General features: G+C 47.8%; 13 protein-coding genes and 1 tRNA gene. 13 read left to right on the top strand and 1 reads right to left on the bottom strand.

The window, feature by feature from the left end; translation table 11 throughout:
• Positions 1 to 50: 50 nt before the first annotated feature.
• From FPG75_RS03485 to FPG75_RS03525, 11 genes are all read left to right on the top strand, one after another.
• A complete protein-coding gene (locus FPG75_RS03485; protein WP_161596650.1) occupies positions 51 to 2,306 on the top strand; it encodes an outer membrane beta-barrel family protein in 2,256 nt (751 codons plus the stop codon).
• Between the two features lie 104 nt (positions 2,307 to 2,410).
• Positions 2,411 to 2,635, top strand: a complete 225-nt coding sequence (locus tag FPG75_RS03490; protein ID WP_143305162.1) for a class I lanthipeptide — start codon at positions 2,411 to 2,413, stop codon at positions 2,633 to 2,635.
• 202 nt (positions 2,636 to 2,837) lie between these two features.
• Positions 2,838 to 2,999 (top strand): class I lanthipeptide, encoded by a 162-nt coding sequence (locus FPG75_RS25940; RefSeq protein WP_161596651.1) that lies wholly within the window; start codon positions 2,838 to 2,840, stop codon positions 2,997 to 2,999.
• Between the two features lie 71 nt (positions 3,000 to 3,070).
• Complete coding sequence (locus FPG75_RS25945) at positions 3,071 to 3,229, top strand: class I lanthipeptide (RefSeq protein ID WP_161596652.1); 159 nt, start codon at positions 3,071 to 3,073, stop codon at positions 3,227 to 3,229.
• A 94-nt stretch (positions 3,230 to 3,323) separates the two neighbouring features.
• Complete coding sequence (locus tag FPG75_RS03495; RefSeq protein WP_143305163.1) at positions 3,324 to 3,533, top strand: class I lanthipeptide; 210 nt, start codon at positions 3,324 to 3,326, stop codon at positions 3,531 to 3,533.
• An 80-nt stretch (positions 3,534 to 3,613) separates the two neighbouring features.
• A complete protein-coding gene (locus tag FPG75_RS03500; RefSeq protein WP_143305164.1) occupies positions 3,614 to 6,799 on the top strand; it encodes a lantibiotic dehydratase in 3,186 nt (1,061 codons plus the stop codon).
• Positions 6,783 to 7,976, top strand: a complete 1,194-nt coding sequence (locus FPG75_RS03505) for a lanthionine synthetase LanC family protein (RefSeq protein WP_143305165.1) — start codon at positions 6,783 to 6,785, stop codon at positions 7,974 to 7,976. The genes FPG75_RS03500 and FPG75_RS03505 overlap by 17 nt, the downstream gene beginning before the upstream one ends.
• Positions 7,977 to 7,994: 18 nt before the next feature.
• The gene (locus tag FPG75_RS03510) at positions 7,995 to 9,032 is read left to right on the top strand and encodes a hypothetical protein (RefSeq protein ID WP_143305166.1); all 1,038 of its coding nucleotides are present in this window, start codon (positions 7,995 to 7,997) and stop codon (positions 9,030 to 9,032) included.
• A gap of 11 nt (positions 9,033 to 9,043) precedes the next feature.
• On the top strand, positions 9,044 to 11,275 hold the full coding sequence (locus FPG75_RS03515; RefSeq protein WP_143305388.1) for a peptidase domain-containing ABC transporter: 2,232 nt from the start codon (positions 9,044 to 9,046) through the stop codon (positions 11,273 to 11,275).
• A gap of 27 nt (positions 11,276 to 11,302) precedes the next feature.
• Entirely contained in the window at positions 11,303 to 11,920 is a 618-nt protein-coding gene (locus tag FPG75_RS03520) for a Crp/Fnr family transcriptional regulator (protein ID WP_143305167.1), read from the top strand.
• A 53-nt stretch (positions 11,921 to 11,973) separates the two neighbouring features.
• Positions 11,974 to 12,864 carry a dienelactone hydrolase family protein gene (locus FPG75_RS03525; RefSeq protein ID WP_143305168.1) on the top strand — a complete coding sequence of 297 codons (891 nt, stop codon included), beginning with the start codon at positions 11,974 to 11,976 and terminating at the stop codon, positions 12,862 to 12,864.
• Between the two features lie 115 nt (positions 12,865 to 12,979).
• On the opposite strand, the gene FPG75_RS03530 is transcribed toward FPG75_RS03525, so the two are convergent.
• Positions 12,980 to 13,053: transfer RNA gene (locus FPG75_RS03530), tRNA-Asp, on the bottom strand.
• 169 nt (positions 13,054 to 13,222) lie between these two features.
• Between FPG75_RS03530 and FPG75_RS03535 the strand changes: the two genes are divergently transcribed.
• Complete coding sequence (locus FPG75_RS03535) at positions 13,223 to 14,176, top strand: acetyl-CoA carboxylase carboxyltransferase subunit alpha (protein ID WP_143305169.1); 954 nt, start codon at positions 13,223 to 13,225, stop codon at positions 14,174 to 14,176.
• A 79-nt stretch (positions 14,177 to 14,255) separates the two neighbouring features.
• Positions 14,256 to 15,131, top strand: a complete 876-nt coding sequence (gene dapA / locus FPG75_RS03540; protein WP_143305170.1) for a 4-hydroxy-tetrahydrodipicolinate synthase — start codon at positions 14,256 to 14,258, stop codon at positions 15,129 to 15,131.
• The last annotated feature ends 1 nt before the right edge of the window (position 15,132 follow it).

Below are 15,132 nucleotides of genomic sequence, written 5' to 3' on the forward strand. Positions count from 1 at the left end.
CTGGAACCTATGCACAGGATAGCCATGTACTATCGGGAATAGTAAAGAGCATGGGGCAACCCGTCGCTTATGCGGAAGCCTGCCTGATGATACATGATACTACCTTGGTGAAATGCGTTTACACGGATACCACCGGTCTGTTCCGAATAAATGCCGCTACTGGCGAATACAAGCTGGTACTACGTTCTATGGGGAATGTACTCTATACAAAAGCGCTCAGTATATCCGATAATGCCGATCTTGGAACCATCCACCTGAATTTGTCGAAAGACCTCGAAACAGTGGTGGTAACCGGTAGCAAACAACTTATACAACGCAAGGTAGACAGGCTCGTATTCAATCTGGAGCGTTCTATCGCTTCCAAAGGCACAGATCTTACACAGTCGTTGGCATTGGTACCCATGCTGCGTGTAAATGAAACAGGTGTGTCCATCATTGGAAAATCGGGAGTAGCTGTTATGGTGAATGAAAAATTACTGAACATAAGTGGTGAAGACCTGATGAACTACCTCAGATCGATACGGTCCGACGATGTTGCCAAGGTGGAAGTGATCACCACACCTCCTGCCAAATATGAGGCAGAAGGCAATAGCGGTATGATCAATATTATACTGAAACGTAACCCCAACCTGGGTTGGAGCGGAAGCGTAAGTACGGCTTATGCACAAACAAGTTATCCGGGCATTAACAATAATGCTACCATTAACTACCAGTCGAAAAAACTCAATACCACGCTCCGGCTGAAGCAATATGGCCGTGCGATTCATTCTACAGAAGAGATCGACGTTGTTGGCAAAAGCGCTATTCTCAGTGATGACTCGAGAAAAGATATATACAGAGGGATCGGCGCTAACCTGAGCATGGATTACAAGATCAATCCCGTTTCCAACATCGGGTTTATCTATGACATCGGCCGGACGCATGCCGATATGAATATCGATAACACAACTGGCTACCTGACGCAAGGCAAGGCTGATTCGGTGCTGACCACCGTTTCAAAACATCGCAATGCCACCATGGCACATACGCTGAATACCTATTTCGAACAGAAACTGAACAAACAAGGAGGGAAACTCAATCTTGGTTTCAACTATTTTGCCAATATACCTGAAACAAAAGTAGACTTCAATACCACTTCAGACCAGGGTACGCCGCCGGAAATTGTTAATAACTATAGCCGTGTGGAATACCGCATCTGGTCTGGCCAGGCAGATCTCATACTGCCATCCAAATGGATGACAACAGAAGCAGGTGCGAAGTTTACAGATATCAGCAATAATTCTGATGTACGTTATTCAACATGGGCAAATGGAGCTTATAAAATGGATCCGTCGAGAAGTAATCTTTTTGATTACGGAGAGAAGAACATGGCAGGTTATGTGATCTTTCACAAGAACATCAAACAGAAATGGGCCACACAAGCAGGATTGCGCTATGAGTATTCGTGGATAGACGGTTACTCGCCTACTACCGGCAATAGGTCCCGCTCAGAATATGGCAAGTGGTTCCCTTCTGTATATATCACGTATACGGCAGATGACAATAACACCTTTTCGGTGAATTATTCCAAGCGCATCAACCGGCCTAATTTCAGGGCGGTGGACCCCTTCAAATGGTACACGAACCCTAATAGTTACTATACCGGAAACCCGCTGCTGCAGCCTTCTTTCAATCATAATGTGGAATTGTCCTATCTGTATAAAGGGATTCTATCCTTCACACTTTACGGGCAGAAATTAGTCAATGGCTACGGCAGACTGGTAGAAGTAAAGGATGCGCTCAAAGTGGTCAATTATCAGAACTATCTCACCAAGTACGACGTCGGACTTAATGCGGGCCTGAGTTTCAAGCCGGTAAAGTGGTGGGAGAACAATACCAATGCTACCCTGTATTATTCCGATTCCAGGTCAGACCGGCCGGAGGTAGTGCCTCAAAGCGGTATGGGCTTCTATTACAGTATCAATAATACGTTTACGGTTACACGTAATTTCTTCTGCTTCCTGAACTTCTGGCATCAGCTGGCGAACAGGGAAAGCAACTATTACAGCCAGCAGCTATATGCGCTGTCATCAGGAGTACGTGTATCCATGTTGAAGAACAGGCTGCAGGTAACAGCATCCGGCGATGACCTGCTAAAAGGATTGGTGAGCCGCGGAGAGATCTACTATACTGACTATACCCAAACTTATAAGAACTACTATGATGCACGAAAGTTCACGTTAAGCCTGACCTACCTGTTTGGCAACAACAATGTGAAAGGAAATCGGAAACAAATTGATTTCAGCGAAAAAAACAGAGCAAATTAAGTTAAAGAGCATGCCAACTGTTCCACCCATGCTGACAGATATTCCAGAATAGGCGGATGCTGAAAAGCCTGAATAGAGTAGGCAGAATGTTTAAATGAAAATCCATGAAAAAAGTAATGTTGAACCCACTGGAGCTTGACATGGAAACCATTGCTCAACTCGACGAACGCCAATTACAGCAGGTAGTTGGCGGTAACAGACAATCATTATTGATGGCCACTTCCACTGGCTGCGGTGATGGCAGCAGCACCTGTGGTACAGGCGGTAATTCCACTGGCTGCGGCTCCGGCGGCAGCACCTGTGCCGTAAACAGCGCAGAACACTATTGATCTTTTGTGAAGAGGCTGTTGTAATAAATAGCCTCTTCCTCCTACACTGTAAATCTTCTTGTTATTGGTAGTACAGGTATCCTGCGCTTAAACGCACGGATACCTGGTGGCAGCCTTTTGCCCGCATCTACCTAAGATATTCTGGAATAGGCGGATGCTGAAAAGCCTTAAAAGAGTAAGCATAAACCCAAAATAACATTTTATGAAAAAAGTAATCCTGAACCCATTGGAGCTGGACAAAGAAACCATCGCTCAACTGGATGAAGCACAACTGCAACAGGTAGTTGGTGGTAACGGCGGCAATACCGGCGTACAGAGCCCGGCTACTTCTACAGGTTGCGGCTCTGGTAGCAGCACCTGCTGAGAAATATGCAGCAAACAGGCGAATGCTGAAAAGCCTTAAAAGAGTAAGCGTAATTCCAAAATTAACATTTTATGAAAAAAGTAATCCTGAACCCACTTGAGCTGGACAAAGAAACTATCGCTCAACTGGACGAAACTCAACTGCAACAGATCGTTGGTGGTACCGGCGCTGCAACTGTTCTGCAACAGGCTACTTCAACCGGCTGTGGCTCTGGCAGCAGCACTTGCTGATCATCATCCATGACTTTTAACCTGTAAGGGGAAGAAGCTGTTCGTTATGAACAGTTTCTTCTCTCCTTATTATCCCAATTTCAAATAAACAGTTATGAAAAAAGTAATCCTGAATCCACTGGAACTCGACAAAGAAACTATCGCACAGCTGGATGAAATGCAATTGCAGCAGATCGTTGGCGGTATCAATCAAACAATGCTGATGGCTACCTCCACCGGTTGCGGTACCGGCGGTAGCGGTTGCGGCACCGGCGGCAACTCCTCTGGCTGCGGTTCTGGCGGCAGTACCTGCGTAATTGACTAATACAGCCAATGCTTACATCCAATGTAAAGAGGTGGTTTCTCCGGAAACCCCTCTTCCTTCTTCTCAAATAACAAAGGCATATGGATCATCAAAGCGACTTCTTTACATACGACCATTACCTCCTCAGAACCCCTGCCATTCCAGTGGATGCGGCTTTTGAACTCAACAAAGCGCTGGCCGCTATCGACCTCGACAACGCTGTTGCCATCATGGCTGCAGTAGATAAACTACTGGCTGACCCACTGTTTTATGAAGCCCTGTACATCGGCGCCAGAAATGTGTTCAACACCTGGCACGAGATCAGGGACAAATTTCCGGAGGATATCCACAAAGCAAGAAAATTGCTGCTGTCCTTGTATAAATATTTTACACGCATGTCGGTCAGAAGCACGCCCTATGGCCTTTTCGCCGGTACTGCATCCGGCGTAACAGACAGCGTACCTACCCGTATCTCCTTCGCACAGGATAAATACAGGCTGCACCTCGAATTTAATATCTGGATAACACGGGAGCTGATCCGGCAGATCAGCCTGCACCCTGCCTGTAAAGAACATATCAGGTACTATGTTAATAACACGCTCTACGAAATGGACGGCAAGCTGATGTTCGTAGAACAAACCATGGTAAACGGAGAATCACAGGCGAAGCTGTCGTCCGTTACTTCCAACAGCGTTATCAGCAATATCCTGGTCCGGGCCGCACAGGGGGCTACCATCGCCGAAATGGCGGCTACCATTGAAGTACAGGCCACAATGCAACAAAAGGAAAAACTGATCACCGATCTGATACAATCGCAGGTACTATCCAGCGAACTGCTGCCAAGTGTGTCTTCGAAAGATTTTGTCAGTGATTTTCTTCATAAGATAGACCAATACAAACTAGTGCTGGAACCGGTGGAAGAGCTCAGGCAATTGCATGCCATCATCCGGAAAACGACTACCATCAGTGATCTTCAAGACCTGAGAACATACCTGGACCGGCAGCCGCTAAAGATTATCAACAAAGCAAGTGATTTCTTTAAAACGGATCTCTTCTATCATACAACAGTGAACAGCATCAATAAAGATGTGATCAACACCATCAGCGAAGAAAGCTATGAACTATTAGCAGTGACGGTGCCCCGCTCTGGCCCGGAACTGGAAACATTCAAACAAAATTTCCACCGCCGCTACGAAGAAAGAGAAATACCGCTGGTACAGGCGCTGGACCCCGCCTATGGCATAGGATATGGCAATGCTACATCCGGCGTAGCAGAATATATGCCGCTGATCGAAGGCATGCCGGTAGTAAATCCACCCCTGATGACAAACGAAGGCGAAGACTATATGGAAGAGCTCAGGGAGAAGGCAATCAGGTCTTTTTACAAAAAGAAAGAAAATATCATCAATATAGATCCCGCGGATATCGCCGCCCTGCGGAAAAAGAACGAAAGCAAGTTCAAGTCAAGAACACCCACCAGTACCTATATTTTCGGTACGCTGCTCGCCAACTCCGCAGAGGCGCTGGACAGCGGTAACTTCCATTTCCAGGTGATACAAACGCACGCGCCATTTGCAGCCAAACTCCTTACCCGATTTGCAAAAGGAAATGAACGCCTCCATAGCTGGATCAGCGGGATCATAGCAAATGAAATGGCCGTGAATCCAGGCGCTATACTCGCAGAAATCGTTTACCTGCCTACTAACAATTACGCGAATATCGCACTACGGCAGCCTTTCAGGGAATATGAAATACCTTACGCGTCGCCATCAACACTGGATCAGGAGCACCAGATCAATATCAATGACCTGCTCATATCTGTAAGAGACAACAGAGTAATACTGCGCTCCAAAAAATTGAACCGCGAAATTATTCCTTGTCTTACCAATGCGCACCACACATTTTACGGCCAGCCGATTTACAAATTCCTGGGCGATTGCGCCGCACAACAGGTGACCCGTGGCTTTAATTGGGAATGGGGCGCTTATGCCAATGAAAAATTCCTGCCCAGGATACAGTACAAGCACCTCATCCTGAGCCGCGCCAGATGGCAGCTTGCGATGAAAGAGCTGAACTATAAAGATGATAAGGCCGTCAAACAATACCTCGATATACAACACCGGGAGATCGGCCTGCCACGCATCATAGTACTGGCAGACGGCGACAATGAACTACTGCTTGATCTGGATAGTGTGGTATGCCGCCACATACTGGCTAAGGAACTGTGCAAAAGGAACCTGCTCTTTTACGAGTACCTGCAATCGCCGGAACAATCCTTTCTGCGGCAGGAGGGAGGCAGCTTCGCCAATGAAATGATCATCACTGCCGGCACCCGCCTGCCTATGCGCCCCTGGCAATCGCTGAGAACAAGTGCCCGCACGCCGGTAAGAAGGATATTCCCGCCCGGCAGCGAATGGCTCTTCATAAAAATCTATTCCGGTAACAAAGTGCAGGAACGTATCCTCACCGATTTTATTACGGACTTTGCCCGACAACAGATTGACGCCGGCGCCATCGACAAATGGTTCTTCATCCGATATAATGATCCCGGTCATCACCTGCGGGTCCGCTTTCATCGCTCATCTCCCGGCAACCAGCAATGGTATACGCTGCTGGAACAATTTGAAAACGGTCTGGAACCTTTCTTCACAGAAGAACAGATCATAGAAATGACTACGGACACCTATCACCGTGAGATCGAAAGATATGGCGCATCACTGATAGAGCATACCGAAACATTATTTTATACCGATAGCGTTGCCATCAGCGATTTCCTCTCCATGCTCCACGGTAATAAAGGAGAACACTGGCGCTGGCTCTTCGCACTGGTGAGCGTAGACCGCCTGCTGGACGATTTCAATTGCGATACTCGCCGCAAAAGCGAACTGCTGGAAAAACTAAGCAACAGCTTCCTGCAGGAATTTAGCTATGGAGACCGTGAAAGAGAGAAGCTGTTGATAAAGATGATGAACGACCGTTACAGGAAATTTCAGCAAGACATCTCCCGGATCTTGCTAAACAAAAATGCAGACAATGACCTGGCAGATGCTTACGGAGCATTTGAAAAAAGAAGCGATACCTGGAAACCCGTGACCCACGAAATGATGAATACCAGCTATTTCCAGGCCAATAGAGATCAATTGTTGTCCAGCTACGTACATATGACCATGAACAGGATATTCATGGCCAACCAGCGAAGCCATGAACTGGTGGCCTATAATTTCCTCAACAGATTTTATCATTCTATTCTCGCACAAAAAGAACAACTAAATGAATACCGGGTATAATATCATCACACATGAAGAAGTAATAACAGATATTACGCGCTGCCTCGAAGGAACGGAAGCCGCCCTCCACAATCCTTCCTACGAAACAGGTTTACTGGGTTATGCTTTATACTACCTGTATCTGGGAAAATATACCGGCAAGGAGGAATATATGCAACAAGCTTCCCTCTATTTCGACAAAGGCATGGCCTCCCTTGACCTGAAACATTTCAGCAAGGTATACCAAACGGATTCCCTCGATGGCCATCTGGCGCATATCGGGCGTTTTCTCATTTTCTGTAAAAAACATGCGCTGATGGATGTTGAGTCAGATGCATACCTGCAAAGCCTGGATGGTATCCTCTCCACGCTCATGAAAAGCAAAGTATCCATCAGGGATTTTGATATCAACAGCGGCGCTATCGCATCTGGCCAATATTATCTTGCCCGGCTGAAAAGCGGCGCCAACGTGCGTGAGCAGCTTGAATACCTGGTAGAGGGCATCGCCGCATGTGCTGAAAAAGATGCGGATGGCGACTATTACTGGATCAGCCCCGCACTGTACAACCGCGTGTACCTGGGCATTTCCCACGGATCTTGCATGATCATCTCCTTCCTTGTATCGGCTTATGAGAACGGCATCAGCAAAGAAACATGCGAAGCGGTCATCAGAAAGGCCGTCAATTTCCTGCTGAAGCAATACCGTGTAACGGAATACAAAGGCCTGTTCCCCAATTTTATAGGCGACCAGATCGATAACATGCAGTTTGCGCTTTGTTATGGAGATATCGGTGTCGGCTATACGCTGTACAGAGCTGCCAGCTACTTCGCGGATGAACGACTGGCCACCTACCGTGATCTGGTGCTGAACGATTGCCTGCTGCGATCGCGGGAAGAGAACCTCACGCTGGATGCAGGCATCTTTTACGGCGCCGCCGGTGTAGCATCGATATTCGACAAGCTGGGCGCCCTGTCTGGCGACCCGCGTTTTGTAGAAAGGGCACGCTACTGGTACCGGCAAATACCCGGCTATGCCGTTCATGAAAATCCGTATGCCGGCTTCAAAAGCAGGCTGCTGGCGGATGATGTGGTATGGCAAGTGTCTTTCGGGTGGGGCCTCCTCGGCATCGGGGTGGCTTCAATGATCTATCTCGACCGTAGTCTGCCACCCATAGATGAATTACTCATGATTGCCTAACATCAAGCACTTTCAGTTATGACACTATTCAAGGAAGAAGTAAATGTGCTGGACTACCTCTCATCCGAAATTGCCAGCCTGCCTGCCTCGCTGGAGGAGTCTACATTACAGTATGATCACAATGGGTTGATCCTTGTGCTACGGGAAAAAGAAATACTCAAAGTGTGCGGCGCCACCCCGGAGCAGAATGAACAACTTAACAACTACGACCGCGAATTTGGCCCCGTCGTATCCAACCTCGTGAAAGAACGGGATATTGAAGCCGCATTCGAACGCTATCTGTCGATAGAGAAAAAAATAGAACAGGAGATGAACGGTAATCTCTATATCTATGCAAGACAGATGGCGCTGTCCGTGAAGTCGTTGTATTACTATAAAAAGAAGCAGTTCGACATGGCTACCGCCTTCACGATCGAATGCGTGGCGCTGAATGAATACCTTGTACGGCAAGGACTGCATACGCTTATCTTCCGCTGCCTTGAACAAAACAAGAACATTTCCCGCATCCGCTACCGCAGTGGAGATGACGAGGGCGGAAACGCTTTCCTGTTAAGACTTTTCGAGTATATGTTCAATGGTACTGATCAGGATCTCTATGGTGTGATATTCAAAGATCCCGCCTTTTACGATCGACAGGTATATATCAGGGAAGCCTATACGTACGAAACGGTGAGAATGATCGTGGAGGATATGATAAGGATATCCGCCAAACAGTTATACCCAACGGAGAACAGCCCTTTCCCCTGGTTCCTGCAACTGGAATTTGAAGTGAACACGCTTGATCGCCAGATCATCTACAACTGGATGTATGTGAACCGCCAGCTTTGGGAAAACAATTACACACACTACTTCGAATCATTGATAGAATTTCTGAAAGAGCCTGTCAGCCAGCTGTACGACGTGCTTAAGCTGCATTTAATGATGGGCGCCGCTCGCGTTGTCAGGGAAAGCGAGTACAAAGGGAAGGACAAGATACTGGATGAGATCAAAACATATATCCAAACAAAATTGACAGGCTATCAAACACTCAGAGCCAGAATTATTGATAACATTTGATATGTGTGACCATGTTTAAAAGTGCTATAAATTTTGTTTTCCAGACCAATCAGATGGATTGTGGGCCTGCATGCCTCGCCATGGTGTCTTCCTACTATGGCAGATCCTATGATATGGATTATCTCCGGAAACATTCCTACATCACCCGCAAAGGCGTGTCGCTGCTGGGTATTAAAGAAGCGGCGGAACAGATTGGCCTGCATGTGTTTCCAGGTAAACTGAACCTCGCCGACCTGGTTAGCAAAAAGCTGCCACTGCCCGCGATCCTGCACTGGAACAAGAATCACTTCGTAGTGCTGGTGAAAATATCAAAGCACATTTTTACCGGCAAGCACATCTTCCGGATTGCCGACCCCGCTCATGGTATGATATCTCTGTCGCAGGAGAAGTTCGAGAAATATTGGATATCCGCCGAAGATAAAGGAGTAGCACTCTTCCTCACCCCCACAGAAGAATTTTACAGGAAAGAGCCGCCAGTAAAGGAGCGCGTGGGATTGAAGCACCTTTATCGTTATCTCCTGCCGCATAAGCGTTCCATGATCCTGCTGCTATCGTTACTGTTTACCGGCTCCTGTTTATCGTTTGCGTTTCCATTTCTTACGCAACAGCTGATCGACAGAGGCATTACAGCGAAAGATATGCATTACATCACGCTGGTGCTATTGGCGCAACTCAGCCTTTTTGCGGGTAATATTACTATAGAGATGTTCCGCAACTGGATCGTATTGATCGTAGGAACAAAAGTGAATATTCAGATCATCTCCGACTTTCTGCGCAAGCTCCTGCGCCTGCCGATCAAATTTTTCGACTCCCGCCTTATGGGCGATTTCACCCAGCGTATTGCAGACCACGAGCGGATAGAGCAGTTCCTTACCTCTCAGAGCCTGCCAGTACTGTTTTCCATGATCACCTTTTCTGTATACTTTGGTGTGCTCTGGTATTACAATGTAAAAATATTATTGGTATATCTCGGCCTTAGCGTGATCGCCATCTTATGGTCACTCTTCTGGATGCGGAAACGCAAGCTGTTGGATTATCTCCGCTTCCAGCAACGCAGTGAAACACAGGAAGCTATTTTTGAGATCATGAGAGGCGTATCCGAACTGAAGCTGAATATGTTTGAAGACTACAAACGCGCAGAGTGGGAGAAGATACAGCAAAAACTGTTTGCCGTAAATGTGCGTTCCCTGAAGTTAAACCAGGCACAGGTTACCGGCTTTGAGCTGCTCAACCAGGTGAAGAATATCCTGGTCACATTTATGGCTGCTTCATTGGTAGTAAAAGGCCATCTCACACTTGGTGTATTGTTGAGCGTGTCCTACATTATTGGACAAATGAACGCCCCCATCAGCCAGCTGATGGGCTTCTTCCGCTATTTGCAGGATGCAAGACTGAGCCTTGAAAGATTAAATGAAATCCAGCATCACCCTGAAGAAGAGGCCTCCACAGCGGGCATTGACCCGCAGACCTTGCAGGAATTGGAAAATGCAGGTAACAACGACAATCTTCATTTCCGCTTACGTAATATGGCCTTTCAGTATGAAGGTCCCCGCTCGCCATTTGTGCTGAAAGGGATCAACATGTCTATCCGTCAGGGGAAAGTTACTGCCATTGTGGGTTCCAGCGGAAGCGGCAAAACAACCATGATGAAATTGCTGCTCAAATTTTATGAACCGGTAACCGGAGAGATACTGCTTGGTAATAACAACCTGGCTAATGTACCGCACCTGTGGCTCAGGCAACATAGCGGTGTAGTGATGCAGGATGGATTTATTTTCGGTGATACCATAGAGCGTAATATTGTTTGTGGAGATGAACACATCAACCGTGAACGCCTGCAACAAGCCATCCGGATCGCTAATATCGAAGGCTTCATTCACAGCCTGCCATTGGGCCTGCATACCAAAATTGGTTCTTCCGGTAACGATATTTCCGGTGGCCAGCGGCAACGTATCCTGATCGCCCGCGCAGTATACCGGAACCCGCAGTTCCTTTTCTTCGATGAGGCCACATCCGCCCTGGATGCAGAGAATGAAAAGATCATCCACGATCGCCTGCAGGCTTTCTTCAAAGGCAGAACAGTGGTGATCATCGCGCACCGCTTGTCTACCGTGAAGAATGCAGACCAGATCATCGTACTCAAAGATGGCGAGATCGTGGAGAAAGGCACACACCAGGAATTGGTGTCAAATAAATTTGAATATTATAACCTGGTCAAAAATCAGCTGGAATTGGGAAGCTAGAGAAGTACCTTTGCCTAAAACAAAGGCGTGACTGAAGAAGAAAAATATTTAACAGCGTTCAAAGAAAAGATACGCACCTATTATCCATTGTCGGATAAGGCTTTTCAGCTGATCAACGATATTATCAGCTTCCATCAGCTGAGCAAAGGAACGATGCTGTTAAAGACCGGGCAGGTATCCAGGCATCTTTACTTCGTTTGCAAAGGCGCTGTGGTGGCCTATTTTGTGGACAACGAAGGAAATACTTACAACAAAAGCATCTTCCTGGAAAATCAGTTTGCCGGATCAACTGTTTCCGCACTGCTGCAAGCGCCTTCCGATTTCACCTTGCAGGCGATCGAAGATACCACCCTCATCAGGATAGCGTATAGTACATACAAAGCGCTCATCGACAAGAACGATGAGCTTAAAAGATTTTATATTAAATATCTCGAGAAGAACTGGATCATAGATAAAGAACAACGCGAGATTTCTTTGGTGATGGAGAATGCTACCACCCGCTATCTCAAGCTGCTGGCCACTTACCCCGATATAGATAAAAGGATACCTTTGCAGCACCTTGCCTCCAACCTGGGGATCACGCCCACACAGTTAAGCCGTATCAGGAGAGACTTGAAGAAAAAAGACGGCAATCAACATATGTAAAGTGAGAAGCGAATTCCTCCGGCTACATTTGTGAAATGGAAAAACACATCACTATGAATAAACTCGATAAAGAGCATATTGATCCGAAGGTATTTGAACTGTACAACGATTATGCGCACCATCGCCTGAGCAAAGAAGATTTTACGGAGAGATTATCCGCTTATGCTGTCAATGGCTGGACGGTGGCCTCCCTCATCGCCTTCCTTACGCCGGATTACAAAGATGCCATACAGATCCGGCCGGATGATCCCCGGATCGCGACTACCTACATCAGCTATCCATCACCGAAAGGAGGCGGCGTCATCAAAGCCTTGCTGTGCCTGCCTGCGGGCCGCCAGGGGAAACTGCCGGGCATCGTGGTGGTGCATGAAAACAGAGGCCTGAACCCGCACATCGAAGATGTAGCAAGGCGTGTAGCGCTCGCAGGGTTTGTAAGCCTGGCCCCGGATGCGTTGAGCCCTCTCGGCGGTTATCCTGGCAACGACGATGATGGGCGCACCTTACACAGCCAAAGGAAACCGGAAGATATGCTGGAGGATTTCATCGCGGCTTTTGAATACCTGAGATCGTCGGAGCAATGCAATGGAAATATAGGCGTGGTGGGCTTTTGCTTCGGCGGCTGGATCTCTAATATGATGGCGGCAAGAGTGCCTGAACTGCTCGCCGCAGTGCCTTTCTACGGCGCACAGGCGCCGCTGGCAGAAGTGCCTGCCATCAAAGCGGCGCTACAGCTGCACTATGCGGAAACAGATGCCAGCATCAACAGCGGCTGGGAGGCCTATGAAAAAGCGTTGAGAGATAACGGTAAGGACTATACGGTATTTCATTATGCCGGCACGCACCATGGTTTCCATAATGATACCACACCTCGCTACAACAAGGCAGCTGCGGAATTGGCCTGGCGTCGAACGCTTGATTTCTTTAGAGAGAAGTTAGGAAAATAAGTTAGTCCTCGTTCGCTATTGGATTTACAGTTAAAGTGGCTATTTTATCTGGTAAAGTTACAAACTCGAAAAAAAAAGAAAACCCGCGACTAGCGCGGGTTTTAAGAGTTATTTGCGGACCAGACGGGACTCGAACCCGCGACCTCCGCCGTGACAGGGCGGCATTCTAACCAACTGAACTACTGATCCTTCCAAAAAATATAACTAAGAACTTACTATCTTTTTGTATTCCAATCCGTTGTACTCTTCCGTTTTGGGATTGCAAAGATAGTAACAAAGTTTGCAATTAAGCAAATCTTTTTTAAAAAAATTTTTCAGCACTATCTTTACACCGTTCTTTAACCAATTTATTCAATTTATGCAATTCCTGGATTTCGAAAAACCTATCGCGGATTTATATGAACAGCTGACCAAGCTGAAGGAAAATGGGGAAAAGTCCGGCGTAGATGTTTCTGCCACCGTTAACGAGTATGAGCAAAAGATCGCCACTACACGGCAGGAGATCTACGACCACCTCACTGCCTGGCAGCGCGTGCAGCTGAGCCGTCATCCTGATAGGCCCTATACCCTGGCATATATCGAAAAGATGTGTACCAACTTTGTGGAACTGCATGGCGACCGGAATGTAAAAGACGACAAAGCCATGGTAGGCGGATTTGCTGACCTGGACGGAGAAACAGTGATGTTCATCGGCCAGCAGAAAGGCGTGAACACCAAAATGCGCCAGCTCAGGAACTTTGGTATGGCCAACCCTGAAGGCTACCGCAAAGCTCTCCGCCTCATGAAGCTCGCAGAAAGATTCAATAAACCGATCGTTACGCTCATCGACACGCCCGGAGCCTATCCCGGCCTCGAAGCTGAAGAACGCGGCCAGGCCGAAGCCATCGCCCGCAACCTCTTCGAAATGGTGAAACTCCGCGTGCCCGTGATCTGCATCATCATCGGCGAAGGCGCTTCCGGCGGTGCGCTCGGCATCGGCATCGGCGACAGGGTATTCATGCTCGAAAACAGCTGGTATACCGTGATCTCCCCCGAAAACTGCTCCACCATCCTCTGGCGCAGCTGGAACTTCAAAGAAAAAGCCGCTGAAGAATTGAAACTTACTTCCGACTATATGAGCCAGTTCGGCCTGGTAGACGGGATCGTGCGCGAACCACTCGGCGGCGCCCACGTAAATCCCGATGAAATGGCCACCATCCTCAAAAAACGGATCAAAGAAACACTCGCGGAATTAAAGAAGATCGATCCCGATACCCGCATCGAACAACGTATCGATAAATTTTCCCGCATGGGCTTTTACGAGGAACACTAAAAAACTATTTAGAAATCACGATAAAAAATTAGAATTTCGGCCTTCGAAATTCTAATTTTATTTTTTCGTAACTACAATCATGGAACAACTAAAAGGCACCGGGGTGGCATTGGTTACACCCTTTAAAGCAGATGAAAGCATAGACTGGAATGCTTTGGAAAAGCTGATCAATTATGTGATTGATGGCGGTGTGAATTACGTTGTAGCCCTCGGCACAACTGGTGAAACACCTACTCTCTCTGCAGATGAAAAGCTGGATTTGATGAAATTCACTTTCGAAAAGGTGTCGAAGCGGGTGCCCGTAGTTGTGGGCATCGGCGATTACAATACCAGGGACGTCGTAAAACGACTGGAAAAATGTCCGCTCGACGAAGCAGCGGCCATCCTCAGCGTAGCGCCCTATTACAGCAAACCCACACAGGAAGGCATCTTCCAGCATTATAAGACCATTGCTGCGGCTTCCCCGAAGCCCATCATCCTCTACAACGTGCCCGCACGTACCGGCCGTAATATGACCGCCGAAACCACGCTGCGCCTCGCGCACGAAGTAGAGAACATCATCGCCATGAAAGAAGCCTCCGGCGATATGATGCAGTGCATGCAGATCATCCGCGACAAACCTAAAGACTTCCTCGTGGTAAGCGGCGACGATGCGCTGGCGCTCGCCCAGGTAGCCTGTGGCATGGATGGCCTCATCTCCGTAGCTGCCAACTACTTCGCGACAGATATCTCCGCCATGATCCAGGCCGCCCTGATGAACGATATGCCCGCCGCACGCGCGCTCAATAACAAGCTGCTGGAAGGATATGAGCTGATGTTCGCAGAAAACAATCCTGCCGGCATCAAAGCATTCCTGAGCCATGCCGGCATCGTCGAAAATCAATTCCGCCTGCCCGTAATACCCGCAACAGACACGCTCTACGGCCAGATTGGCGACTACTTGAAACGCTACTAAA

The sequence above is a fragment of the Chitinophaga vietnamensis genome (genome assembly GCF_902167635.1).
Classification (GTDB): domain Bacteria; phylum Bacteroidota; class Bacteroidia; order Chitinophagales; family Chitinophagaceae; genus Chitinophaga; species Chitinophaga vietnamensis.